Origin of the sequence: Escherichia sp. KTE52 (genome assembly GCF_000408325.1) — a bacterium.
Classification (GTDB): Bacteria; Pseudomonadota; Gammaproteobacteria; order Enterobacterales; family Enterobacteriaceae; genus Escherichia; species Escherichia marmotae.
Genome location: NZ_KE138677.1, coordinates 483,422 through 509,587 on the forward strand (window position 1 = coordinate 483,422; position 26,166 = coordinate 509,587).

Annotated in this window: 22 protein-coding genes and 1 riboswitch; of the genes, 10 read left to right on the forward strand and 12 right to left on the reverse strand. The window is 48.5% G+C overall.

The window, feature by feature from the left end; all coding sequences use genetic code 11:
- Positions 1-66: 66 nt before the first annotated feature.
- The 3 genes from A1SC_RS14750 to yegS all read left to right on the forward strand — a co-directional run bounded on the left by A1SC_RS14750 (position 67) and on the right by yegS (position 3,260).
- A complete protein-coding gene (locus tag A1SC_RS14750) occupies positions 67-399 on the forward strand; it encodes a YegP family protein (protein ID WP_001516646.1) in 333 nt (110 codons plus the stop codon).
- 343 nt (positions 400-742) lie between these two features.
- On the forward strand, positions 743-2,104 hold the full coding sequence (gene yegQ / locus A1SC_RS14745) for a prephenate-dependent tRNA uridine(34) hydroxylase TrhP (RefSeq protein WP_000476033.1): 1,362 nt from the start codon (positions 743-745) through the stop codon (positions 2,102-2,104).
- Between the two features lie 256 nt (positions 2,105-2,360).
- Positions 2,361-3,260 carry a lipid kinase YegS gene (gene yegS, locus A1SC_RS14740; protein ID WP_000753102.1) on the forward strand — a complete coding sequence of 300 codons (900 nt, stop codon included), beginning with the start codon at positions 2,361-2,363 and terminating at the stop codon, positions 3,258-3,260.
- A 115-nt stretch (positions 3,261-3,375) separates the two neighbouring features.
- Here the strand turns inward: yegS and fbaB are convergent, their stop codons facing one another.
- Positions 3,376-4,428: a class I fructose-bisphosphate aldolase gene (gene fbaB / locus A1SC_RS14735; protein ID WP_000129564.1), complete on the reverse strand. Its 1,053-nt coding sequence runs from the start codon at positions 4,426-4,428 to the stop codon at positions 3,376-3,378.
- Between the two features lie 256 nt (positions 4,429-4,684).
- Between fbaB and A1SC_RS14730 the strand changes: the two genes are divergently transcribed.
- From A1SC_RS14730 to A1SC_RS14720, 3 genes are read left to right on the forward strand one after another with little or no spacing between them, the layout of a single operon-like run.
- Positions 4,685-5,962 (forward strand): nucleoside permease, encoded by a 1,278-nt coding sequence (locus A1SC_RS14730; RefSeq protein ID WP_016262130.1) that lies wholly within the window; start codon positions 4,685-4,687, stop codon positions 5,960-5,962.
- A complete protein-coding gene (locus tag A1SC_RS14725) occupies positions 5,959-6,963 on the forward strand; it encodes an ADP-ribosylglycohydrolase family protein (RefSeq protein ID WP_000846195.1) in 1,005 nt (334 codons plus the stop codon). Before A1SC_RS14730 ends, A1SC_RS14725 begins: the two co-directional genes overlap by 4 nt.
- Positions 6,960-7,925, forward strand: coding sequence for a carbohydrate kinase family protein (locus tag A1SC_RS14720; protein ID WP_001516672.1), 966 nt, complete (start codon positions 6,960-6,962; stop codon positions 7,923-7,925). The genes A1SC_RS14725 and A1SC_RS14720 overlap by 4 nt, the downstream gene beginning before the upstream one ends.
- Here the strand turns inward: A1SC_RS14720 and A1SC_RS14715 are convergent.
- The 5 genes from A1SC_RS14715 to rcnR form a co-directional block, all read right to left on the reverse strand.
- On the reverse strand, positions 7,899-8,645 hold the full coding sequence (locus A1SC_RS14715) for a GntR family transcriptional regulator (RefSeq protein ID WP_000434029.1): 747 nt from the start codon (positions 8,643-8,645) through the stop codon (positions 7,899-7,901). The genes A1SC_RS14720 and A1SC_RS14715 overlap by 27 nt on opposite strands.
- Positions 8,646-8,696: 51 nt before the next feature.
- Positions 8,697-9,515, reverse strand: a complete 819-nt coding sequence (locus A1SC_RS14710; RefSeq protein WP_016262131.1) for a glycoside hydrolase family 25 protein — start codon at positions 9,513-9,515, stop codon at positions 8,697-8,699.
- A 65-nt stretch (positions 9,516-9,580) separates the two neighbouring features.
- A complete protein-coding gene (gene thiD, locus A1SC_RS14705) occupies positions 9,581-10,381 on the reverse strand; it encodes a bifunctional hydroxymethylpyrimidine kinase/phosphomethylpyrimidine kinase (RefSeq protein WP_016262132.1) in 801 nt (266 codons plus the stop codon).
- Complete coding sequence (gene thiM / locus A1SC_RS14700; protein ID WP_001195641.1) at positions 10,378-11,166, reverse strand: hydroxyethylthiazole kinase; 789 nt, start codon at positions 11,164-11,166, stop codon at positions 10,378-10,380. The genes thiD and thiM overlap by 4 nt, the downstream gene beginning before the upstream one ends.
- Positions 11,167-11,200: 34 nt before the next feature.
- Positions 11,201-11,297: riboswitch (TPP riboswitch) on the reverse strand.
- A gap of 91 nt (positions 11,298-11,388) precedes the next feature.
- Positions 11,389-11,661: a Ni(II)/Co(II)-binding transcriptional repressor RcnR gene (gene rcnR, locus A1SC_RS14695; protein ID WP_000019944.1), complete on the reverse strand. Its 273-nt coding sequence runs from the start codon at positions 11,659-11,661 to the stop codon at positions 11,389-11,391.
- A 120-nt stretch (positions 11,662-11,781) separates the two neighbouring features.
- Here rcnR and rcnA point away from each other — a divergent pair, with 120 nt between their 5' ends.
- Positions 11,782-12,609, forward strand: a complete 828-nt coding sequence (rcnA, locus tag A1SC_RS14690; protein WP_016262133.1) for a nickel/cobalt efflux protein RcnA — start codon at positions 11,782-11,784, stop codon at positions 12,607-12,609.
- A gap of 217 nt (positions 12,610-12,826) precedes the next feature.
- Positions 12,827-13,165 carry a Ni(II)/Co(II) efflux transporter accessory subunit RcnB gene (gene rcnB / locus A1SC_RS14685; RefSeq protein ID WP_000153060.1) on the forward strand — a complete coding sequence of 113 codons (339 nt, stop codon included), beginning with the start codon at positions 12,827-12,829 and terminating at the stop codon, positions 13,163-13,165.
- 81 nt (positions 13,166-13,246) lie between these two features.
- Here rcnB and A1SC_RS14680 read toward each other — a convergent pair whose 3' ends face one another.
- The 6 genes from A1SC_RS14680 to apbC all read right to left on the reverse strand — a co-directional run bounded on the left by A1SC_RS14680 (position 13,247) and on the right by apbC (position 20,038).
- The gene (locus A1SC_RS14680; protein ID WP_001516675.1) at positions 13,247-14,281 is read right to left on the reverse strand and encodes a fimbrial protein; all 1,035 of its coding nucleotides are present in this window, start codon (positions 14,279-14,281) and stop codon (positions 13,247-13,249) included.
- 10 nt (positions 14,282-14,291) lie between these two features.
- Positions 14,292-16,772 carry a fimbrial biogenesis outer membrane usher protein gene (locus A1SC_RS14675; protein ID WP_016262134.1) on the reverse strand — a complete coding sequence of 827 codons (2,481 nt, stop codon included), beginning with the start codon at positions 16,770-16,772 and terminating at the stop codon, positions 14,292-14,294.
- Positions 16,773-16,787: 15 nt separating this feature from the next.
- Positions 16,788-17,462, reverse strand: a complete 675-nt coding sequence (locus A1SC_RS14670; RefSeq protein ID WP_016262135.1) for a fimbria/pilus periplasmic chaperone — start codon at positions 17,460-17,462, stop codon at positions 16,788-16,790.
- An 85-nt stretch (positions 17,463-17,547) separates the two neighbouring features.
- Positions 17,548-18,090, reverse strand: coding sequence for a fimbrial protein (locus A1SC_RS14665; protein ID WP_016248949.1), 543 nt, complete (start codon positions 18,088-18,090; stop codon positions 17,548-17,550).
- A gap of 293 nt (positions 18,091-18,383) precedes the next feature.
- Complete coding sequence (locus A1SC_RS14660) at positions 18,384-18,665, reverse strand: DUF2574 family protein (RefSeq protein WP_001516679.1); 282 nt, start codon at positions 18,663-18,665, stop codon at positions 18,384-18,386.
- Between the two features lie 263 nt (positions 18,666-18,928).
- On the reverse strand, positions 18,929-20,038 hold the full coding sequence (gene apbC, locus A1SC_RS14655; RefSeq protein ID WP_001005460.1) for an iron-sulfur cluster carrier protein ApbC: 1,110 nt from the start codon (positions 20,036-20,038) through the stop codon (positions 18,929-18,931).
- Positions 20,039-20,170: 132 nt separating this feature from the next.
- On the opposite strand from apbC, the gene metG reads away from it, so the two are divergent.
- Both metG and A1SC_RS14645 read left to right on the forward strand, forming a co-directional pair.
- A complete protein-coding gene (gene metG, locus A1SC_RS14650) occupies positions 20,171-22,204 on the forward strand; it encodes a methionine--tRNA ligase (RefSeq protein ID WP_016262136.1) in 2,034 nt (677 codons plus the stop codon).
- A 140-nt stretch (positions 22,205-22,344) separates the two neighbouring features.
- Positions 22,345-26,166: a WGR and DUF4132 domain-containing protein gene (locus A1SC_RS14645; RefSeq protein ID WP_016262137.1), complete on the forward strand. Its 3,822-nt coding sequence runs from the start codon at positions 22,345-22,347 to the stop codon at positions 26,164-26,166.

Consider the following 26,166-nt stretch of genomic DNA (forward strand, 5'->3'; position numbering starts at 1 on the left):
GAATATCACCCATACTTAAATCGTTACATACTGTTTTCAATACGCAATTTCAATCAAGGAGTCATTATGGCTGGTTGGTTTGAACTCAATAAGAGCAGTGATAATCAGTTCCGGTTTGTGTTAAAAGCGGGTAACGGTGAGACTATTCTCACCAGCGAACTGTATACCTCAAAAGCCGCTGCGGAAAAGGGCATTGCCTCTGTGCAAAGCAACAGCCCGCAGGATGAACGCTATGAGAAAAAAACAGCGAGCAACGGCAAATTTTATTTCAATCTGAAAGCCGCTAATCATCAGATAATCGGCTCCAGTCAAATGTACGCCACCGCTCAATCACGCGAAATCGGAATTGCCTCAGTAAAAAACAATGGCGTAAGCCAGACTGTGAAAGATAAGACTTAATTGTTATGCCGGGCGCGGATAACGCGCCCGGCTTTATTTCTAATAAACACTTACTTATTGATGCTAAGGATCAAGCCGCGCCATTAAAATAATGGGAGGATAAGTTTCATATCAGGTGAAAGAATTTTTGTTCTTCTTTTTGAACGCCACGTTATTTATTTCCTGCAAGTGCCGAAGAAATTATCGTTATTCGTATCCTTACCAAAACCAGGACGCGACCAGACATTTGCACTGGAGCCAACCCCACCGATTGCGCTACAATGCCCGCCCTTAAAGTGGGGACACTCCCCTAACCGCTTCATCAGGTGAAGCGGATCTGACCTGTCATCAGAACGAGAGAATTATGTTTAAACCGGAACTCCTTTCCCCGGCGGGAACGCTGAAAAATATGCGTTACGCTTTCGCTTATGGCGCAGATGCTGTTTATGCGGGGCAACCGCGTTACTCCCTGCGTGTGCGCAACAACGAATTTAACCACGAAAATCTCCAGCTCGGCATCAATGAAGCCCACGCGCTGGGGAAAAAGTTTTATGTCGTGGTCAACATTGCGCCACACAATGCCAAGCTAAAAACCTTTATCCGTGATCTGAAACCGGTGGTGGAAATGGGGCCGGACGCACTGATTATGTCCGATCCGGGGCTGATTATGCTGGTGCGTGAACACTTCCCTGAAATGCCGATCCACCTTTCCGTGCAGGCCAACGCCGTAAACTGGGCGACGGTGAAATTCTGGCAGCAAATGGGGTTGACCCGCGTGATCCTCTCCCGCGAGCTGTCGCTGGAAGAGATTGAAGAGATCCGCAATCAGGTTCCGGATATGGAGCTTGAAATCTTCGTTCACGGCGCGCTGTGCATGGCCTACTCCGGCCGCTGCCTGCTCTCTGGCTACATCAACAAACGCGATCCAAACCAGGGCACCTGCACCAACGCCTGCCGTTGGGAGTACAACGTGCAGGAAGGGAAAGAAGATGACGTTGGCAACATCGTACACAAATACGAGCCGATTCCGGTGCAAAACGTCGAGCCGACGCTGGGTATCGGTGCGCCAACCGACAAAGTGTTTATGATCGAAGAAGCCCAGCGCCCGGGCGAGTATATGACCGCGTTTGAAGATGAGCACGGCACTTACATCATGAACTCGAAAGATCTGCGCGCCATCGCCCATGTTGAACGCCTGACCAAAATGGGCGTGCATTCGCTGAAAATCGAAGGCCGCACTAAATCTTTCTACTATTGTGCACGTACCGCGCAGGTTTATCGTAAAGCTATCGATGACGCCGCTGCGGGCAAACCGTTCGACACCAGCCTGCTGGAAACACTGGAAGGCCTGGCGCATCGTGGTTACACCGAAGGTTTCCTGCGTCGTCATACTCACGACGATTACCAGAACTACGAATACGGTTATTCCGTTTCTGACCGCCAGCAGTTTGTTGGAGAGTTTACCGGTGAGCGTAAAGGCTCTCTGGCAGCCGTAGCGGTGAAAAATAAATTCTCCGTTGGCGACAGCCTGGAACTGATGACGCCACAGGGCAATATCAACTTTACCCTTGAGCACATGGAAAACGCCAAAGGTGAAGCGATGCCGGTCGCGCCTGGCGATGGCTATACCGTGTGGCTCCCGGTTCCGCAGGATCTCGAGCTGAATTACGCACTGCTGATGCGTAATTTCTCCGGGGAAACCACGCGTAACCCGCACGGTAAGTGATTCATTTCGATTATTTTTCCCGGATAGAAAATTCTTAGAAACCGATCACATACGGCTGCATTTATTAAGGTTATTATCTGTTTCGCTGAAAAACATAACCCATAAAATGCTAGCTGTACCAGGAACCACCTCCTTAGCCTGTGTAATCTCCCTTACACGGGCTTATTTTTTTGTACCACGCTTTCATCCTGTTCTGACTCCGCCTTTTCTTTTCTGCTCTACACTATCTACAGACCAATCATAAAGGCAGACGACCATGGCAGATTTTCCCGCCAGCTTACTGATTCTTAACGGCAAAAGTGCTGGCAATGAGATATTGCGCGAAGCGATTATGCTGTTGCGTGAGGAAGGAATGACGATCCATGTACGAACCACCTGGGAGAAAGATGATGCCGCGCGTTATGTTGCTGAAGCCCGTCAGCTTGGCGTTGCAACGGTAATTGCCGGAGGTGGAGATGGCACTATTAATGAAGTCTCCACGGCATTGATTCAGTGCGAAGGTGATGACATTCCTGCTTTGGGAATATTGCCGCTAGGTACAGCGAACGATTTTGCCACCAGTGTGGGTATTCCTGAAGCGCTGGATAAGGCACTTAAACTGGCAATTGCCGGTAACGCCATTGCGATTGATATGGCGCAGGTCAACAAACAAACCTGTTTTATCAACATGGCGACGGGCGGATTTGGTACGCGCATTACCACCGAAACACCGGAGAAATTAAAAGCCGCGCTGGGTGGCGTCTCTTACATCATTCACGGCTTAATGCGCATGGATACGTTGCAACCGGACCGCTGCGAAATCCGTGGTGAAAATTTTCACTGGCAAGGCGATGCGCTGGTTATTGGTATTGGCAACGGGCGTCAGGCCGGTGGCGGTCAGCAACTGTGCCCGAATGCGCTGATTAACGATGGGTTATTGCAACTGCGTATTTTCACCGGTGACGAAATTCTTCCCGCTCTCTTCTCAACCTTAAAACCTGATGAAGAAAACCCGAATATTGTTGAAGGCGCTTCGGCATGGTTCGAGATACAAGCGCCGCATGAAATCACCTTTAACCTTGATGGCGAACCATTAAGTGGCCAACGTTTTCATATAGAAATACTTCCGGCGGCGTTGCGTTGTCGATTACCGCCGGACTGCCCGTTATTGCGCTAGTCAAAAATTTATTCTCTCCTGAACAGGGGTACATCAATTTTTGCCGGATGCGGTGCGAACGCCTTATCCGGCCTACGGGAGGTGTGTTGTTCGCAGGCCAGATAAATGAAGCGTATCAGGCAATCGTAATTTTGCTATCGAGATAAACGTCCTGCACGGCGTTAATCAGTTTCACGCCGTCGGCCATCGATTTCTTGAACGCTTTACGCCCGAGAATTAGCCCCATTCCGCCCGCTCGTTTGTTGATAACCGCAGTACGCACCGCATCGCTAAGGTCGGTTTCACCGCCCGCGGCACCGCCGGAGTTAATCAGCCCTGCGCGGCCCATATAACAGTTAGCTAACTGATAACGCACCAGGTCAATCGGGTTTTCGCTGGTTAACTTGCTGTAAACGCGATCGTCGGTATAACCGTAATTAATCGCTTTATAGCCGCCGTTATTCTCCGCCATTTTTTGTTTGACAATATCCGCGCCAATGGTCGCCGCCAGATGGTTCGCCTGACCGGTCAGGTCAGCGGAAACATGGTAATCGATGCCCTCTTTCTTAAAGGCGGAGTTGCGCAAATAAGCCCACAGCACGGTCACCATGCCCAGCTCATGTGCACGTTCAAAGGCCGCAGAAATTTCTTCAATCTGCCGACGTGACTCTTGCGAGCCAAAATAGATGGTCGCGCCAACTGCCACTGCTCCCATGTTGAACGCCTGCTCTACACTGGCATACAGCGTTTGATCGTAGGTGTTTGGGTAACTTAGCGTCTCGTTGTGGTTGAGTTTGACGAGGAATGGAATGCGGTGAGCGTAACGCCGCGATACCGATGCCAGCACGCCATAAGTTGACGCCACACAGTTACAGCCCGCTTCTATCGCCAGTTCAACAATGTTTTTCGGGTCGAAATAGAGCGGGTTAGCAGCAAATGAAGCCCCCGCGGAGTGCTCGACCCCCTGGTCAACCGGCAGAATAGAAAGATACCCGGTTCCGGCCAGACGCCCGGTGTTATACAGCGTCTGCATATTACGCAGCACCGCTGGCGGACGATTATTGTCAATCATCACGCGGTCTACGTAGTCATGTCCGGGGAGATAAAGCTGGTCAGAAGGAATAGTCATACAACGATGCTGTAAAAGGTTGTCGGCATCTTTGCCAAGCAACTGCGCAATATCTGTCATTACTATGCTCCCGTAAATTCCGATTGGATATCGGCTATGGATTGTCCTGGCCCACCTTTTGCGGGCAATTATAATCCTGGTCGTTATGAGCTATTTTTTCCATCTTTCGGCTGTTTTTTCAGCGTTTCCTGTTGGCACGACTCATCAGAAAAAGTGTTATCGCGGTCAAGATTTCACCATAAAGGTATTTAAAAGGTATCATCAAATGGTATTGTCAGCGCGTACCTTACATTACCTGTCATGAAGGAATCAAAAGATGAAAACAACAGCAAAGCTGTCGTTCATGATGTTTGTTGAATGGTTTATCTGGGGCGCGTGGTTTGTACCATTGTGGCTGTGGTTAAGTAAAAGCGGGTTTAGTGCCGGAGAAATTAGCTGGTCGTATGCCTGTACCGCCATCGCGGCGATCCTGTCCCCTATTCTGGTTGGCTCCATCACTGACCGCTTTTTCTCGGCGCAGAAAGTGCTGGCTGTATTGATGTTCGCTGGTGCAGTGCTGATGTATTTCTCTGCGCAACAGACCACTTTTGCCGGATTCTTCCCGTTACTGCTGGCCTACTCGCTAACCTATATGCCGACCATTGCACTGACTAATAGCATCGCCTTTGCCAACGTGCCGGATGTGGAACGTGATTTCCCACGCATTCGTGTGATGGGTACTATCGGCTGGATTGCCTCTGGTCTGGCATGTGGATTCTTGCCGCAAATGCTGGGTTATGCCGATATCTCACCGACTAATATTCCGCTGCTGATTACCGCCGGAAGTTCTGCTCTACTCGGTGTGTTTGCATGTTTCCTGCCCGACACACCACCAAAAAGCACTGGCAAAATGGATATTAAAGTCATGCTTGGCCTGGATGCACTGATCCTGCTGCGCGATAAAAACTTCCTCGTCTTTTTCTTCTGTTCATTCCTGTTTGCTATGCCGCTGGCGTTCTATTACATCTTTGCCAACGGTTATCTGACCGAAGTCGGTATGAAAAACGCGACCGGCTGGATGACGCTCGGCCAGTTCTCTGAAATCTTCTTTATGCTGGCATTGCCGTTTTTCACCAAACGATTTGGTATCAAAAAGGTATTATTACTTGGTCTGGTCACCGCTGCGATTCGTTATGGCTTCTTTATTTACGGCAGCGCGGATGAATATTTCACCTACGCACTATTGTTCCTCGGCATTTTGCTGCACGGCGTAAGTTACGATTTTTACTACGTTACCGCATACATCTATGTCGACAAAAAAGCCCCCGTGCACATGCGTACTGCCGCGCAGGGGTTGATTACGCTCTGCTGCCAGGGTTTCGGTAGTTTGCTCGGCTATCGTCTTGGCGGCGTCATGATGGAAATGATGTTCGCTTATCAGGAACCAGTCAACGGGCTGACCTTCAACTGGGCCGGGATATGGACTTTCGGTGCGGTGATGATTGCCATTATCGCCGTGCTGTTCATGATTTTTTTCCGCGAATCCGACAACGAAATTACGGCTATTAGGGTCGATGATCGCGATATTGCGTTGACACAAGGGGAAGCAAAATGAAAACAGAACGTATTCTCGGTGCTCTTTACGGGCAGGCGTTAGGGGATGCGATGGGGATGCCCTCCGAGCTTTGGCCGCGCAGCCGCGTCAAAGCGCATTTTGGCTGGATTGACCGTTTTCTGCCCGGCCCAAAGGAGAATAACGCGGCCTGTTATTTTAACCGCGCCGAATTTACCGACGACACCTCGATGGCGCTGTGCCTGGCGGATGCGTTGCTGGAACGCGAAGGCGAGATCGACCCGGATCTGATTGGGCGTAAAATCCTCGACTGGGCACTGCGTTTCGACGCCTTCAACAAAAACGTGCTTGGCCCGACCTCAAAAATTGCGCTTAACGCCATTCGCGACGGTAAACCCGTCGCTGAACTGGAAAACAACGGCGTGACTAACGGTGCGGCGATGCGCGTCTCACCATTGGGGTGTTTACTCCCGGCGCGTGATGTTGATTCCTTTATTGATGATGTGGCGCTGGCGTCCAGCCCGACCCATAAATCCGATCTGGCGATTGCGGGGGCGGTGGTTATTGCATGGGCGATTTCTCGTGCCATTGACGGCGAAAGCTGGTCAGCGATTGTTGATTCTCTACCCTCGATTGCGCGACATGCTCAACAAAAACGCATCACTACCTTCAGCGCCTCACTGGCGGCACGTCTGGAGATTGCACTAAAAATCGTTCGTCACGCCGACGGCACCGAATCTGCCAGCGAACAGCTATATCAAGTGATTGGCGCAGGCACCAGCACTATTGAGTCCGTTCCGTGCGCCATTGCGCTGGTTGAACTGGCACAAACCGATCCGAACCGCTGCGCTATTCTGTGCGCCAATCTTGGTGGTGACACTGACACCATCGGCGCTATGGCGACGGCGATTTGTGGCGCATTGCATGGCGTAAATGCTATCGATCCGGCATTAAAGGCTGAGCTGGATGCGGTTAATCAGCTTGATTTCAACCGCTATGCCACGGCGCTGGCGAAGTATCGCCAACAACGGGAGGCGGTATGAGCGGCACCAGGTTACACACGCTGCTGTCGCAATTAACTACGCGTCAACCGGTGATGGTTGTCGGTGCGGCTGTCATTGATGTGATCGCTGACGCTTACGCCCTGCCCTGGCGCGGGTGCGATATCGAACTGAAACAGCAGAGCGTAAATGTTGGCGGCTGTGCGCTGAACATTGCCGTGACGTTAAAGCGCCTCGGTATAGAAGCGGATAACGCCCTGCCGCTCGGTCAGGGGGTGTGGTCGGAGATTATTCGTAACCGGATGGCAAAAGAGGGATTGCTCAGCCTGCTCGATAACGCCGAAGGCGATAACGGCTGGTGTCTGGCGCTGGTTGAACCTGATGGTGAACGTACCTTTATGTCGTTCAGCGGTGTGGAAAATCAGTGGAATAGCCAGTGGCTGACGCGATTAACCGTTGCACCAGATAGCCTGCTCTATTTTTCCGGTTATCAACTGGCCTCGCCCTGTGGCGAATTGTTAGTGGAATGGCTGGAAGGACTGCAAGACGTGACGCCGTTTATTGATTTCGGCCCGCGGATTGACGATATCCCGGATGCATTGCTTGCGCGCATCATGGCCTGTCGGCCACTGGTGTCGCTCAATCGCCAGGAAGCTGAGATTGCCGCCGAACGTTTTGCTTTATCCGCAAATATCACAATGCTTGGCACGCAATGGCAGGAGAAATTTGCCGCGCCGCTGATCGTTCGTCTCGATAAAGAAGGCGCGTGGTATTTCAGCAACAACGCTTCTGATTGCGTTCCGGCATTTCCAACGCAAGTCGTGGACACTATTGGCGCAGGTGATAGCCATGCTGGTGGCGTGCTTGCCGGACTGGCCTCCGGTCTCCCACTGGCAGACGCCGTATTGCTGGGCAATGCGGTAGCGTCGTGGGTTGTCGGACATCGCGGCGGTGATTGCGCGCCAACGCGCGAAGAACTACTCCTCACACACAAAAACGTATAGATCGCTGCGACAGTGGCTGATGCTGTACTCAATAGGCCGTTGCTGTTGGTCAAGCGCCACTTGCTTGATCACCAGCACCGGTATTTTGCTATCTAACTGAATATGTGACTGAAACTCGGCATCCGGCATTCGGGCGCTAACGCGGGAACGGGTGCGCAGGGGAAAGATACGCTGACTGCGGAAATAGTCATAGAGAGAAATACCGATGGCATCAACATCATGAATTAAATGCACTGGAACCCACGACTCTTCTATCGATACCGCTTCTTCATCCACATAGCGAATACGCTTAAGCAAGAAGACATCGCTGCCCGCGGCAATCGCCAGTTGCTGCGCAACTTCTTCGGGACACTTTACCACTCGCTTATTAACCCACAACGTATCGGGTTTTTTCCCACGCAACACCACCTGCTGAGAAAAACCTCGCGCTTCTTTCAACGAGTATTCGAAGATGTTGTTGATCTGCGTTCCGTAGCCACGCGAACGCGTCACCACTCCCTCTTCTTCCAGCGCCTGCATCGCCTTGCGCACCGTAATGCGCGAAACGCCGGTTAACTGACTTAAATCACGCTCGCCGGGCAAAATATTTCCATGCTCCAGCACCCCACTGCGCACGGCATTTTTTACCGTTTCGGCAAACTTAATATAAAGCGGCGTGTTGTCCGCCGCTAAAATACGTTCGTTCAGTTGAGCGATAAGCTGGGTATGCGCTTGTTCCATTTGTCTTTTTCCAGGCGATGAGTCTGGAGGAAGTATATCACTGCTGGTTATTTAAGGCGTTTCTTTAATGCCATCAACAAATGCCTGCAGCTCCTCCACCGTGCCATTAAACACATTAAAATCCACCGGACCATTTACGCCATCCACCTGTCCACGGTCGGAATGCTGCCAGAAATGCCAGGCCTGGCCGTCATTGTCCGGGCGTCGTTGATAATAATGGGCCACCCACCACGGGTATTCATTGAAATATCCCGCCAGATTCGTGTGATAAAACGTCGCCCCCGCATAAATAATCGGCTTTTTGCCCGTGCTCTTTTCAACCATTTTTAGCCACTGACTTACCCGCTTGCGTAATTCTTTTGCCGATAATTTCCCACGTTCTTCTACGTCCAGCACCGCTGGCAGATCGCCTTGTGAGAAATCCACCGTTTGCAGAAATAATCGCGCCTGAACGGAAGCTGAGACCGACGGAGAAAAATAGTGATATGCCCCGCGCAATAAGCCATTTTTGTGGCTTTGACGCCAGTTACGCGAGAAATACGGGTCTACCAGATTTTCGCCTTCCGTAGCCTTAATAAAAGCAAACTGTAAGCGGATACCGTTGTCGCGCATTTTTGCGACACGTTGCCAGTCGATCCGCGCCTGCCAGCGTGAAACATCAATACCATGAATGGTGTAATTGGCAGGGATTCGAATAGCAAAAGATTTGACCGGGCGATAACCATAAAAGTGGATGTAGTCTTTAATCTGAATTGCTGTCGACCAGAAAAAATTCACCGTCTGACGAGGATAAATCGCCACGATGGAAATTAGCCCCAGAGCGCAGAACAAGGCGGTGAATTTTTTTCGACTGGCTATTTTTAGCTGCATTGGTTTCATCCCTGAATTTCAGCGCGAACACGCTGAAAAATGCCAAAGCAGCTATAGTATGATGCTCACCACCAGGCGTGAAAGTGGTGAACCGGACCATTCCCGTGGCCAACTTCCAGCGTGTCGGCCTGGGCTAACGCCGCTGATAGCCAGCTTTTTGCTTCCTGTACGGTGTCAGCCCAATTCGTGTGACGCGGACGCAGCGCTGCCAGCGCCGCAGATAATGTACAACCAGTGCCATGCGTGTTTTTGGTCATAATACGCGGTGCGGTAAACCGTTGTTCGCCGTCGCGGGTAAACAACCAGTCCGGGCTTTGCTCATCATCCAGATGACCACCTTTCATCAACACGGCACCACAGCCCATCGCCAATAATTCACGCCCCTGCTCCAGCATTTCCTGTTCATTACGCGCGTGTGGAGAATCGAGTAAAGCAGCAGCCTCCGGCAAATTTGGGGTGATTAATGAAACCTGCGGCAATAATTGACTGCGTAGCGTGGCAACCGCCGAAGGTGAAAGCAGCGGATCACCGCTTTTAGCCAGCATAACGGTATCCAGCACCACGTTTTGGATCTGGTAACGTTGCAGCCGTTCTGCCACCGCTTCAACAATATCCGTCTCTGCCAGCATGCCGATTTTGGTGGTATCGATTCGCACATCGCTGAACACTGAGTCGAGTTGTGCGGCAACAAAGTCAGGCTCAATGCGATACACCGACTGTACACCGCAGGTATTTTGCGCCACCAGTGCGGTGATTACCGAACAACCATAAGCGCCAAGTGCCGAGAAGGTTTTAAGATCGGCCTGAATCCCCGCACCACCACTCGGATCAGTACCGGCAATCGTCAGAGCGTTAACCCGTTTCATGCCTGCACCTCCTGCGTCAGTTGCCAGAGCGCATCAAGGAAATGGGGGATAAAACTGCCCGGCCCTTCGCTTCTGGCGACCGCACGTTCTCCGGCTTGTTTCATCCAGTGGCAGGCAGATGCAACATTTTCCAGCGTATCGCCCGGTAATGCACAACTGGCAGCGACAACTGCCGATAATGCACAACCAGTTCCTACCACTTTGGTCATTAACGGATCGCCGCCGTGAATGCCAACGATGCGACGACCATCGGTAACATAATCTACCTCGCCCGTGACCACGACGACAGCCCCGGTTTCATTCGCCAGTGTTTGTGCTGCGGGTAACGCGTTGGCTGCGGCGTCGGTGGAATCCACACCGCGACCACCATTGGCGATACCAGCTAATGCCATAATTTCAGAGGCATTACCGCGTATCGCCGCTGGCTTTAACGATAAAAGTTCGTGGCAAAAATGACGGCGATATTCGAGTGCGCCAACCGCGACCGGATCAAGCGTCCAGGGGGTTTGGGAGCGTGTTGCCTGTTCTACGGCAGCACGCATCGCTTGTGCTCGTAGCTGCGTCAGTGTGCCTACGTTAATCAACAAGGCACTGGCGATGGCCGCAAACTGACTGGCCTCTTCGGTTTCGATAACCATCGCTGGCGATGCACCGAGCGCCAGTAAGGTATTGGCAGTAAAGGTTTGCACCACATCATTGGTCATGCAATGCACAAGGGGAGAGTGTTGGTGAAAGAGGTGTAACATGCGCGCAGATTGCGCGGAACTCAGCAGGTCGACTTGCATAGTTTGCTCCTGCCATAACGTGAAGAAGCAATGACCTGATGGTCTGTGACTTCCCTACGCTGGCATTATCCAGATCAGGTGATACGGGTATTTCTCAGCCTTCACGCAGAAGGGCACCCCGAGTCGTTTGGTTGCGATGATGGATCGCAGATAAGGATGGTAAGGCCCCGCGCACACGTTGTAAACGAGGAAAAACGGCGATATTACAATAACGTTGTGAAATTATTTTATATAAGAATCCAGCACCTTCAGAACGACATCCAGATCTTCTTCACGCTTTAATTCATCGCCCTGATGAACAATGTGTTCCGTCAGATGGCCTTTAATCACTTCTCGCATCAAGCCGTTTACCGCACCACGAATGGCGGCAATCTGTTGTAGTACGGCAGCACATTCGTGCGGCTCGTCGAGCATTTTCTTGAGCGCAACAACCTGTCCCTGAATCTTACTGGCGCGCGCTTTCAGTTTCTGTTTGTCACGGATGGTATGAGACATGGCAACACCTGGGTAACAAGATAATGAAAAATCATAGCACTATTAATCTACTGGGGGGTAGTATCATGTACTGGGGGGGAGTAGAATCAGGGCGTCGATTTAATACTAAGAATTATTATCATGACCGAATTTACCACTCTTCTTCAGCAAGGAAACGCCTGGTTTTTCATCCCCAGCGCCATCTTACTTGGTGCGCTTCATGGGCTGGAGCCAGGGCACTCAAAAACGATGATGGCAGCGTTTATCATCGCCATTAAAGGCACCATTAAACAGGCGGTGATGCTTGGACTGGCGGCAACTATTTCACATACGGCGGTGGTCTGGTTGATTGCCTTTGGCGGGATGGTGATCAGCAAACGCTTTACTGCGCAGTCAGCGGAGCCGTGGCTTCAGTTGATTTCCGCGGTGATCATTCTTGGCACCGCATTCTGGATGTTCTGGCGTACCTGGCGCGGTGAAAGAAACTGGCTTGAGAATATGCACGAGCATCACCATCATGACCATGAACATCATCACGACCATGATCACGAACATCATCACCATCACGAGCATGGTCAGAGCGACGAGTATCAGGATGCTCATGCGCTGGCCCATGCCAGTGACATTAAACGACGCTTTGATGGTAGAGAGGTCACCAACTGGCAAATTTTGCTGTTTGGCTTAACCGGCGGGCTTATCCCCTGCCCTGTGGCAATAACAGTGTTGTTGATTTGCATTCAGTTGAAAGCCCTCACATTGGGTGCAACTCTGGTCGTCAGTTTCAGCATCGGCCTGGCATTAACGCTGGTCACCGTAGGCGTTGGCGCAGCAATCAGTGTTCAGCAGGTTGCAAAACGCTGGAGCGGATTTAACACTCTCGCTAAACGCGCCCCCTATTTTTCCAGTCTGTTAATTGGTTTAGTCGGATTGTATATGGGAGTGCATGGCTTTATGGGTATTATGAGATAAAACAATCACCTGGGCTTCGTTATCCCTTTAGCCCAGGATGATTCTTAAATCAGCTTATTCCGCTCACTTCTCGCTCAATGAGGATGCTTTTGCTGCATCCTTTCATTTACACTTTTTACGAAATCATGGGATCACTAACAAAATATCTCTTGTCGGTTATATTGTATGGCAGGAAAGATATGCGACTGATTTTACTGATCCCCAAAGTGGAGAGTATATGACCATAAAAAATAAGATGTTGCTGGGTGCGCTTTTGCTGGTAACCAGCGCAGCATGGGCCGCACCAGCCACCGCGGGTTCGACCAATGCCTCGGGAATTTCGAAGTATGAGTTAAGCAGTTTCATTGCTGACTTCAAGCATTTCAAACCAGGTGACACCGTACCAGAAATGTACCGTACCGATGAGTACAACATTAAGCAGTGGCAGTTGCGTAACTTGCCCGCACCTGACGCTGGAACCCACTGGACCTATATGGGCGGTGCATATGTGCTGATCAATGATACCGACGGAAAAATCATTAAAGCCTACGACGGTGAGATTTTTTATCATCGCTAAAAAAGGCCCCCTCGGAGAGAGGGGGAAATGCAGACACCTTATTATTTTTTATTATTAGCCACTTGCTCGTCTTGTTTGTTATTAGTCGTATTTCACGTTGATCAGTGCAGTTGCCTCAAGTGCACCCGATTTAACTTTATTTTTATCGTATACATAGTAACTGGCCAGGACAGGTATATTAATAATATTACTATTTAAAGGAGCTCCGGGTTTATCTGTTTTCCATAATGATGTCGCCGCGCCCTGATCGCCGCTAGCAGAAATTTTGATGGCTGCTTCAGTCCCTTTTGGTGGTTCTTTTAGATCCAAAACAAATCCTACACCATTATCTATGTTGCCACGCAAAATTGTATTGCTTCCTGTAACTAAGTCACTGCTGGAAAGATATACGACCATATTCCGCGATGCTTGTTTTGTGCCGCCGAAAAGATTATCACACTTCAACGTAATTATTCCTTCCTTACTGTTCGCCGTAATCTTTCCCTGACTTCTGAGTTGGGACAAGGCAATATCATCTACTTTTATTATTGTGTTTTCAGGCTTACAGGTCGTATTTTTAGGATAATAGGAAATACTTAACCCAAGCGTAAATGTATCCCCCGCCAGTTTACTGGTGAGATAACTTACACACCAGTTAATCTTCAATGTCTTACAAATGCCCAACCAAAAGTCAATGGATGAAGATGACTCACCGCCAATATTTGCAATCACAGTATCTGAAATAAACCAGGTAGGTTTTCTTTCTCCAGTAAAATCAGGTGTACCTTTGGATATTTTAACCACATAGGGTAATACTGCCTGCGCATTGCTGGATTTCCCAATCGTGTCACTGGTTTTACCTAAAGACTCTATTTTAACCTTTAACTTTTCGCCATTACCAAAAGGTCCAACTTCAACCCAATCACTTTGGATATTTTTATAGACTATTTTATCCGTGCTCGTATCACAAGATATCCCCGTAAACACGACACTTTTACTAAAGGAAACCTCATTCGCTAAAATCTCCCCCACATTAATACTATCAGTAATATTTAATGATGCAGTGGTACGACATCCAGCCCAGGTAAAATTAGCCCATAAAATAAAAATTAGTAACATTCCATTTCTGAAAATCATATTCCACCTCTCACCGACAGATATAATTTTTACTTTCATCAATCTCTTTACCGAAGGTGATTGTGCATGAAAGCCCTTGTTGCTTATCAATTGCCACATTAACCGCTGGTGGTATTTCATTGGTGCGAATAAAAAGCTGACTTCCCTGGCCGACAACGCCAATATTATGACCGTGGATATCATTGACTTCGTAGCCAAATGTTAACGGTTGCCCACCCACTCTTAATGCTTTTATAAACCAGGGTTTGCGTTGATCGGTGTCGAAATTGACCAGAACGACCGCGCCGCGATAAGGGGCGGCAATTTTACGGTTACCGCGTAATTCTGTTTCACTGTCACTTTGCGATACATCCAGCATCAGGTGATTTTCCCGATGAGGAGTTATTCCGTCGTATATCACGACACCATTACGGTTCGTGGTGCGATATTTTTGCCCATTCACATAAGCATCTTTAATTCCCGGCGCATGCATCACGGCAAAAGTTTCAGAAAGACGATTCGCCAGATTAACGCCACCCGACCAGGCGACAATGCCCCCTGAAACACTGGCTCCAGCCTGCCGATAATTACTCGACTGACTATAACTGCCATTCACTGTCGCCACAGGCGCGTTCCAGGTTAAATTCGCCCCTGCTGTCGTTTCATTTCCCTGATGTTGATGACTCAGGTTGACACCATAATTGAACTGATCTCGACTCCCTACTGTTCCTGATAATCCCGTATTATTTGAGGCAAAACCCTGATCATCAAACGTCGTTGAGTTAGACATATATATTTGCCGACGAGGCGTCGTAACGTCATCTCCCCAGTCAAAGGGTATCGATATAAAAATATTAAAGCGTTTCTCTTCATGATGATTCTCGTCATATGCCTGACTTGCCGCGAGGGTATAGCTTATCCGTTGCAAATTATTGGAATAACTCAACTGATAATCTTTACTGCTGCCGCTACGCCCCCAGTAATCCCGCCATAAAGTACTTAATGACACAGATCCCCAGCCTTCTGGCATTGACTGACTCATATTGGCGGAAAAGCTATTTTTGCGACCAAAATCATTCTGGTAATAATCGGCAATGTCATAGACATCGTTTTTATCACGACGATAATTATCTTTATTATTTGCCCACACATAATCGTTAAACGTCCGGTAATCACGCGACGAATAACGCCAGGCCGCCAGACCAAAACGTGTCGATGTTTGGCTCAAAAATTTGTTATAAGCAATTTGATAACTTTGCCCGTCAAACACATCACCATTGTCTTGCTTACTGTGCGATTTAGTTGCGTCGACTGAAATTGCGCCAATGCGCGTGTTCCAACCTGTTCCCAGGGTAAACGCGTAGTAATTATTAGCAATCATCGTGCCGCCATACAGCGTCAATAAGTTATTAAAACCATACTGATAACCTGCCTGGACAAAATCACTTTGCTTGCTCGCACCTTCAATATGACTACGGCCCGCTGCAAAATCATATTTCGACACGCCGGGTTGCAGCATATTAGGTACTGCCGCATAAGGCACCAGATATGTAGTAACTGAACCATCGGCTTCCTTAACACTCACATCAAGATCCGCACCTCCGCCCGCTAACTGCAAATCACTAATCGAAAACGGGCCTGGTGGAACCTCTTTCTGATAAACGACAAAACCGTTCTGTTCAATAGTTACCAGCGCGTTACTCTGGGCAATCCCCTGTACCCGCGGGGTAAAATTTTGTTTCGAGTTTGGCAACATCTGCATATCACGAAATAACCGAACTCCGCTGAAGCGAACGGAATCAAATATATCGGCTGACGTGTACATATCACCAATACGCAGCGTGCCGAGAATTTGAGAAAATCCACGTTCCAGATACAGTGTATTGCTTTTCCACTCCCCTGTATTGTTATCTGTTTTGCTAAAACTGGCATCAGAATGCAGTTGCCACCCCAGAAAATTTAACCCGCTGTTAAAACGTACATAGGTACTTTTGCTATTTCCCGACGCTTTATAGTCGCTGTAATACTGACTCACATAATAAGAGGTGTAAACCGCATTAATTCCCCGTTCCCAGTTTTCCGGTGGAACATAGCCACTTTCCAGCTCTTCCACCCAGGCTTGCGGAACACTGAAATCGAGACGAAAAACGCCGATATCCCAGGCATAACTCCCCCCCTGAACAAGTTGCTCTAATGTTAAACATTGCTTGTCGCTGGCAAAGTTATCGGTATTAATACCTAACCGTTTGATAATATCCCTCGATAAACACGTTTCTTGCGGATTATCTTTAACGCTAATTTCATATTTACCGCGCCATTGTTTATTAACATAAATATCGATTTCATATTGGCCAGGCAAAGGTTGATTATCATCCAGACGAATATGAGCAACCTGTTGGTCTTTCATTCCCCCCATCATAAAATGGGTATCAAAGGTTTCTTCAGCCGCATAAGCTTCAATGCCGAGCAATAACGCAACGATTGCTGATGCAAGTGGGGTCATTCTCAACATAGGCAGCTCCTGCAATTAAATTTTGTCACTAATATAGTTGCCATGATCATCAATAATGGTCAGATGCCAGCTATTTGCATTATTATTTTTTACGTTAACACTCTGACTTTCTAATGGTGCAATCATGATAGTTTCATAATTAACTTTGACATTATTGGCTTTTACATCAGAAATCGTTACCCAATTCGCTGAGTCATTTTTTATCACCAAATGATTACCACTGCGATTCACCAGCAATTTTTTAAATATTGCTTTGTTTACCGGTGGGATACCCGCCGGTCGATAAAACAATTTAATTCTGTTTTGCATCGCAAACTTCAGTACATTCTTGCCTTCTTGTTCTGGACTATTTGGTGGAATATCCAGAATATTCAGATAAAAAATACTCTCTTTATTAGTGGGCAGTTTATTCGGCATGATTTTAATTTTTACTTGCTGCCCGGAATTTGCCCCTATTTTTGCCACTGGTGGCGTTAACATAAAAGGAACCTGGATTTTTTCTGGTGGGAGTGAAGTATCACCATCATCAATCCACGCCTGAAGCAGCGAAGAGCGATCACCCTGATTCATCAACTGTACCATCACTTCTTTTTTTTCTGCCGGGTAAATAATACGTGTCCCGTAGATAACAACTCCGGCATGTGCAGGAAAAACCATCGAAGAGATGAGCAAGGGTAATAATCCTTTCATCTTAATTCCTCTTTAAATTAAAAGGCCGCCATGGGGATAGCGGCCATGTCTATTACCTGGAGAAACTTGCAAATTTATTTAATTATTAATCCTGGGCTACACGCATAACTAAAGAAGATACTACATCACCTGATTGCACTGAGTTTTCTGTCAGTTTCAGATATTTCGCTTTAAACGGGATCGCATATTGACCATCCGCTGTTTTATAATTTTCAATATTAAAAGGTGCAGAAACATCCAGGACATCGCTGTTATCACCTAAATAGAGATAGTAGCCCACGGTATCGTTACTACTGGCTATAGCTTTATCGTTGCCGGTTATTTTATCGTTGGTAATCAACGAAAGTTTTACACCAGCAACCTCTTTCGGACAGCTAATTTTTAACATGCTACTGGTTACACCGACCGCATCATCATAGGTAGAATATTTAGATTTACCATCAAAGACAGTAGTTGGTACAGTCGGCATATTAATACTTACTGAATCACCACCTGCTTCGAATTTACATGGGGACTCTGCAATATTCCCTTTAATGGTTAAAGTCCCGGTATCAACATCAGCAGCAAATACCTCAGCACTCATGAAAAAAGAAGAAAAGACAGCGGCAGCAATAATTGAACGTTTCATAACATGTTCCTTAATAGAATTTATTTTTGGTTGTTAAGAGTCTGTATCTCCTGGGAACAAATTTCTCACGCTTCAAAAGTTACCGCAATGTAAACACATTGTTTTATTGATTTAAAGCAAATTAACTATTGCAATATAAACGCAACAAATAGCTAATGATATTAAATATTTATCAAATCTATTAATTAATACGAATTACTGTAGCTGTCATTTTTAATATCAATAAAAAAGCTGAAATCATTCACATGAATGATTTCAGCTTTCTAAACTCTTTAACCCCGATATTGCCAGATTTAATCGTAGCGATTTAAAACGATTTGCCGTTTGTTCCCATTACCCGCAGCAACCAGCTCTGTCGTGACGCCTTTTACCGGTGAAGAAATCCGATGGCGGGAATCAACGCTTTGCAATACCTGACCGCAATGCTGTTGGGGCTGGCTATTAACAATATCCATACTGCATGTCGGGGGGCTGATCCTGCCATTGATAGTTAATGTGGCGGTATCTGATGAAAACGCGGGAGACGCCAATCCATAGGCGAGAAAAATAATTCCTGACAGCCAATACTTATTCATTGAACGTTATCCCTGTAGTAAAGGTTATGCCTGGATAGATTGAGTGCATAACAAACTATAGCTGTACATCCACTACACAGCCACGAAGGATGGTAAATGGGCATTGCCTGCACGATCAATCTACTTTGTTCAGTTTCGGACGAAGATCCGCAGAATATTCGCAGCATTAAAAAAGCTGTTCATTATAGCTGCAAAAATAAATACACCGCATCAATGTAACATTGCTGCGGTGTATGAAGTGTACCCAGAAAGGTTAATACGCGTTAGACTGCGCGGAAGGAGATCTCGCCAGGAATAACTTCTCCCTGCCAGTAGAGCTGGGCAGCAACGCGGTCAGCCAGTTGACGATAGATAGCGGTAAATTCGCTCTCTGGACGGCTGATAACGGTCGGTGTGCCTTTGTCGAGGTCTTCACGCAGGCTAATGTGCAACGGCATCTGACCCAGCAACTGCGTGTGATATTTCTCAGCCAGTTTCTCTGCACCACCGGTGCCAAAAATCGGCTCGTGATGACCACAATTACTGCAGATATGCACGCTCATGTTCTCGACAATGCCCAGTACCGGCACTTCGACTTTCTCGAACATTACAATGCCTTTTTTCGCATCAATCAATGCGATGTCTTGCGGCGTAGTGACCACTACAGCACCGGTCACTGGAATATTCTGCGCCAGTGTCAATTGAATATCACCGGTGCCTGGCGGCATATCAAGCACCAGATAGTCCAGATCGGGCCATAAGGTTTCTTGCAACATTTGCATCAGCGCCTTGCTGGCCATCGGGCCGCGCCACACCATCGCGTTGTCGTCAGTGACCAGATAACCAATCGAGTTGGTTGCCAGACCATGAGACATAATCGGCGCCATGTGAGTGCCGTCCGGCGAGGTCGGACGCTGATTTTCTGCCCCCAGCATGGTTGGGATCGACGGGCCATAAATGTCGGCATCCAGAATGCCGACTTTCGCTCCTTCCGCCGCCAGCGCCAGCGCCAGGTTTACTGCCGTGGAGGATTTACCCACGCCGCCTTTGCCGGAACTGACCGCGATAATGTTCTTCACGCCGTTAATTCCCGGCTGATTTTTAACGCGTTTCAGCGTGGCAATGCTATGCGACAGTTTCCAGTCGATAGCTTTTGCCCCGGTGATACGCAGCAATTCGGCGCTACATTGCTCTTTTAACTCTTCGAACGCGCTATGCCAGACGAACGGCATAACCAGTTCCACATGCAGCGTGTCGTCCATCCAGGCGACATGATGCAATGCTTTCAGCGTGGTGAGGTTATGCTTCAGGGTTGGGTGCTGAAAATTAGCCAGTGTCCCGGCGACCATTGCGCGCAAGGCTTCTGGTGATTTGGCCTGGGATTGTTCGTTCATCCCGACTCCTTATTTATATAGATAAACCATCAGCTAAATAGTTTACCTGAAGAAAATAGATAAGTACTTACTTAACATTTTCCCATTTGGTACTATCTAACCCCTTTTCACTACTAAGAAGTAATGCCTACTATGACTCAAGTCGCGAAGAAAATTCTGGTGACGTGCGCACTGCCGTACGCTAACGGCTCAATCCACCTCGGCCATATGCTGGAGCACATCCAGGCTGATGTCTGGGTCCGTTACCAGCGAATGCGCGGCCACGAAGTCAACTTCATCTGTGCCGACGATGCGCACGGTACGCCGATCATGCTGAAAGCTCAGCAACTCGGTATCTCCCCGGAGCAGATGATTGGCGAAATGAGTCAGGAGCATCAGACTGATTTCGCAGGCTTTAATATCAGCTATGACAACTATCACTCAACGCACAGCGAAGAGAACCGCCAGTTGTCGGAGCTTATTTACACTCGCCTGAAAGAGAACGGTTTTATTAAAAACCGCACTATCTCTCAGTTGTACGACCCGGAAAAAGGCATGTTCCTGCCGGATCGTTTTGTGAAAGGCACCTGCCCGAAATGTAAAGCGCCAGATCAATACGGCGATAACTGTGAAGTATGCGGTGCGACTTACAGCCCGACTGAACTGATTGAACCGAAATCGGTGGTTTCTGGCGCTACGCCGGTAATGCGTGATTCCGAACACTTCTTCTTTGATCTGCCCTCTTTCAGCGAAATGTTGCAGGCATGGACCCGCAGCGGCGCGTTGCAGGAACAGGTGGCAAACAAAATGCAGGAGTGGTTTGAATCCGGTCTGCAACAGTGGGATATCTCCCGCGACGCGCCTTACTTCGGTTTTGAAATTCCGAACGCGCCGGGTAAATACTTCTATGTCTGGCTGGATGCGCCGATTGGCTACATGGGTTCCTTCAAGAATCTGTGCGACAAGCGCGGCGATACCACCAGCTTCGATGAATACTGGAAGAAAGATTCCACCGCCGAGCTGTACCACTTCATCGGTAAAGATATCGTTTACTTCCACAGCCTGTTCTGGCCAGCCATGCTGGAAGGCAGCAACTTCCGCAAGCCGACCAACCTGTTTGTTCACGGCTATGTGACGGTGAACGGCGCGAAGATGTCCAAATCTCGCGGCACGTTCATTAAAGCCAGCACCTGGCTGAATCACTTTGACGCTGACAGCCTGCGCTACTACTACACCGCGAAGCTCTCTTCACGCATCGATGATATCGACCTGAACCTGGAAGATTTTGTTCAGCGTGTGAATGCCGATATCGTTAACAAAGTGGTTAACCTGGCCTCCCGTAACGCGGGCTTCATTAACAAGCGTTTTGACGGTGTGCTGGCAAGCGAGCTGGCTGACCCTGAGCTGTACAAAACCTTTACCGATGCCGCTGAAGTGATTGGCGAAGCGTGGGAAAGCCGCGAATTTGGTAAAGCTGTGCGCGAAATCATGGCGCTGGCTGACCTGGCTAACCGCTATGTTGACGAGCAGGCTCCGTGGGTGGTGGCGAAACAGGAAGGCCGCGATGCTGACCTGCAGGCGATTTGCTCGATGGGTATTAACCTGTTCCGTGTGCTGATGACGTATCTGAAGCCGGTTCTGCCAAAACTGACCGAGCGTGCGGAAGCATTCCTGAATACGGAACTGACCTGGGATGGTATCCAGCAACCGCTGCTGGCGCATAAAGTGAATCCGTTCAAAGCACTGTATAACCGCATCGACATGAAGCAGGTTGAAGCACTGGTGGAAGCATCCAAAGAAGAAGTGAAAGCCACCGCCGCGCCAGTTACTGGCCCGCTGGCAGACGATCCGATTCAGGAAACCATCACCTTTGATGACTTCGCCAAAGTTGACCTGCGCGTGGCGCTGATCGAAAACGCAGAGTTTGTTGAAGGTTCTGACAAGCTGCTGCGCCTGACGCTGGATCTCGGCGGTGAAAAACGCAATGTCTTCTCCGGCATTCGTTCTGCTTATCCAGACCCACAAGCGTTGATTGGTCGTCACACCATTATGGTGGCTAACCTGGCGCCGCGTAAGATGCGCTTCGGTATCTCCGAAGGCATGGTGATGGCTGCCGGTCCTGGCGGGAAAGATATCTTCCTGTTAAGCCCGGATGCCGGTGCTAAACCGGGTCATCAGGTGAAATAATTCCCCTTCAAGGCGCTGCATCGACAGCGCCTTTTCTTTATAAATTCCTAAAGTTGTTTTCTTGCGATTTCGTCTCTCTCTAACCTGCATAAATACTGTTAGCATCTGTATTCAACTGGATAAAAGCACAGGAATGCAGAATGAGACAGTTTATCTATCAGGACGAAAAATCACATAAATTCTGGATGGTGGAGCCGCATGGCAACGAGCTGCATATCAGTTGGGGCAAAGTTGGCACCAACGGACAAAGCCAGGTAAAAAACTTTGCGGACGCTGCAGCAGCGGAAAAAGCGGAGCTGAAGCTGATTGCGGAGAAAACGAAAAAAGGCTATGTGGAAGACGCTTCGGCAAATGTGAATCTCCCGCCAGCCACCAAAGCCAGAGTCACTCCTGAAGTTGAAACTCCTCCTGTAAATAAGAATAAATGCCCCTGGCTTGCTGATGATGCGACGATTCCGGTAACTGACGATATTAATCGATTTGCTTTTCCTCATCGCCGCAGGCCGAGAGAAATCGGTTACCTGTATAAAGATGGTGAAATATGGAAGCGCATCGCAGATAACACCAATATGTATCTTCCCTATAAACGGTACACTTCTTATCCTGAAAACTGGCAGCAGGCATTTGCTGAGTTACAAATGCGAATCCAGCAAAACCAAAACTCAGGGAGCTTGCAATCCGATGCCGCATTGCTCTGGCGCTTCTGGCACTCTTATTTTGCAGATGAACTTGTTGATGACTTAGTCGTTCACCGTGGTCTGGAAACTACTGTTGAGATCGCCATCCTGTCTTTGCAACTAATTGCAATATCTAATGAATTATCAAGAGAGTATGAAGTAAATGTGACAACAGATATTGCTCCTGATCTCGAAATTGAATCTCGACCAGACTGGCATCAGCGTCTATGCCATTATCTTTCACTCGCTTCAGAAGATGAGTGGCAACGCTGTGTAGATAAAGTACTTACCGCCATTCCCTCGCTCTCCCCGGCACGGCAACCTTTTGCGGCGTTACTGATCCCTGAACGCCCGGATATTGCCAATGCCATGGCGCTACGTTATGTAGATCAAAACGTTCCGGCAATGACCTGGTTAAGACTGGTGGTAACCGATAATGCAGCTCTGAGCACAGCGGAAAAATACGACTTCCCACCGTTGTATCGTGATTTTCGCGCTTACCTGGCAATGTTGCTGGCAAATCATGGGATATGCGGTGTAAGCCGGATACTTCTTGAGTTAACGGAAGACCATTCTGACAATCCCACTTATCTCTTCGAGCGCATCAGCGAGACTGAAAATCTTGTCAAATGGTTATGGAAAACGAATCACCCGGATGCGATTCAAATTCTGATCCTTGGTGTAATTGGCAAGAAAAAGCACCTGGAATACTTAAGCAAAGCCTGCCAAAAACATCCCGCTGCGGCTATTGCCGCTTATGCAACTTTACTGGCAATACATGAAGATGCACAGTGGCGTAACGCACTTGTCAAACTGATTACCGCCACGCCAGAGTTGGTATGTGACGTTATTCCCTGGGTTAATGCTAAAGCGGCAGGCATATTATCTGAATGTCGTCCGCAACCTGTGACTGATGAATGTGAATATGCCACTGCGGATATGTTGCCGGAGCTGTTTACCGCTCCACCGTGGGTAATAAATAAGAAAAAGAATGCAATACCCGTATTTGATTTACCGGTGCTTCCAGTTCCTGCCGTCACTGATATCACACCAGGAATTACAGAGTTAATCAGTCATACTGACATATCCAGATTCAGTGAAATCGCGAAATTTCAGGCATCACAGCAAACATTATTTACCGATCTGCCACTAATTGAAAAGGAAAGCTGGGAAACGTCTTTCATCCCTTTAACGCCAGAACAGCAAATCCTTTGGCGACTGGGGTTTAAGGAATGGCGCAGAACCGGAGAAGAACAATACGAAAAAAAAATAATGCCACAAAGCGCAGTTGATGCCCTGTTACGTTTCGATTTCCCCGCGCTGAAAGCAGAGTTTGCGCAATACCATAACAAAGGAAGCAGACACTGGCAGTTGTACGCGCTCTGCTTCCTACCCACTCAGCATGCTATTTATTTTCTCAATCAAATAATTAATGAAGAGCAATTCTCCGGCGAGAGAGAAATTCTGGCGATTTTTGGTGACGCGGCCATTCCTGCGTTTATGAAATGTCTGCAACGTAAGCCACAACAGTTGTGGATATTCACCCTTTTCCTGGGCGTCAGCGAATTAGCATTACCGATGGCGCAGCGATTACAGAAAAAAATGTCTGCTGAAGATGCCCGAAAATGGCTGGTTAACTTCCCACGCCATGCAACCGCCGGGCTACTTCCTGTGGCACTGGGCAAACAAGGAAAAGATCGTGATTGTGCCCGCCAGGCACTCCGCCTGCTGGTGAAATTAAACCAGCGAGAAACGATTGAGGAAATCGCCCAAGGGTATAATCAACCTGATGTTTTAGCTGCGCTGGCAACATTATTTGATAGCGACCCGCTGGAAGAATATCCCGCTAAAATCGCCCCACTGCCCGGCTTTTATCAGTTCAGCTTATGGCGCAGACCACGGCTTAAAAGTAACAACCTGCCTCTGCCAGATGACGCTATGCGCCACCTCGGCACAATGTTGAGCTTTCCTCGCGACATTACCCCCTACGCTGGGCTGGCGATCATCAAAGAAACCTTCACCCGCGAATCACTGGCTGACTTTGGTTGGGATCTGTATACCGCATGGACGGAAGCTGGCGCACCCGCAAAAGAAAATTGGGCATTTACCTCGCTGGGGATTTTAGGCAATGACGACACCGCGCGTAAACTAACCCCGCTCATCCGCGCCTGGCCTGGTGAATCCCAGCATAAAAGAGCTGTTTATGGTTTGGATGTGCTAGCCAATATCGGTAGCGATATTGCGCTGATGTTGCTTAATGGTATTGCGCAAAAGGTTAAATTCGTTGCATTACAAGAACATGCCAGCGACAAAATCAACATGGTCGCTGAAAATCGCGGACTGACAATGGCCGAACTGGAAGACCGCCTGGCACCGGATTTAGGGCTTGATATCAACGGCTCGCTGACACTGGATTTCGGCTCACGCCAATTCACCGTTGGTTTTGATGAAACCTTAAAACCCGTCGTGCGCGACGAAAACGGCAAAGTTCTGAAAGATTTACCTAAACCCAACCAGAGTGATGATAAAACACTGTCAACTGACGCAGTTATCCTCTTCAAACAGTTGAAAAAAGATGTTCGTGCTATCGCCAACCAGCAAATTACCCGTCTGGAACAAGCCATGTGCCAGCGCAGACGCTGGACGGCAGAGCAGTTCCGTCTCTTTCTGGTGGAACATCCGCTGATGTGTCACTTAACCCGACGGCTATTATGGGGAGTATATAACGATGAAAACACCCTTATAGCCTGTTTCCGCGTGGCAGAAGACAGCACCTACAGCGATGCACAAGATGAGCTATTCACGCTGCCAGCAGGAAACATCGGTATTCCGCATGTGCTGGAAATTCCCGCTGAATCCGCCGCTGCATTCAGGCAAATTTACGCTGATTACGAACTACTTCCCCCCTTCCAACAGCTCGATCGTGGTAGTTATCGTCTTGCTGATAATGAACGTAGCGCCCACGAACTGACGCGCTGGCAAGGACGTCTTTGCCAGGCCGGTCGCATTGTCGGACTGGAGCGCCGAGGCTGGCAACGTCTGGAAGAAAGCGGCAGCGTTTATGCGATGCGCAAATCTACTCCTTATGGCGATCTCGAACTTGAAACAGAACCTTTTTCATTGATTTACGGCGAAACGGGATATGGCGACCTGCTACCTGTTGAAAGCGTAAAAATGACTTCACCAGGGGAACGCTACAGTACACAGCCCTCGCTCACGTTCTCCGCGCTTGATGCCATCACCGCCAGCGAACTGATTAACGATATTGAATCACTGTTTGATTAA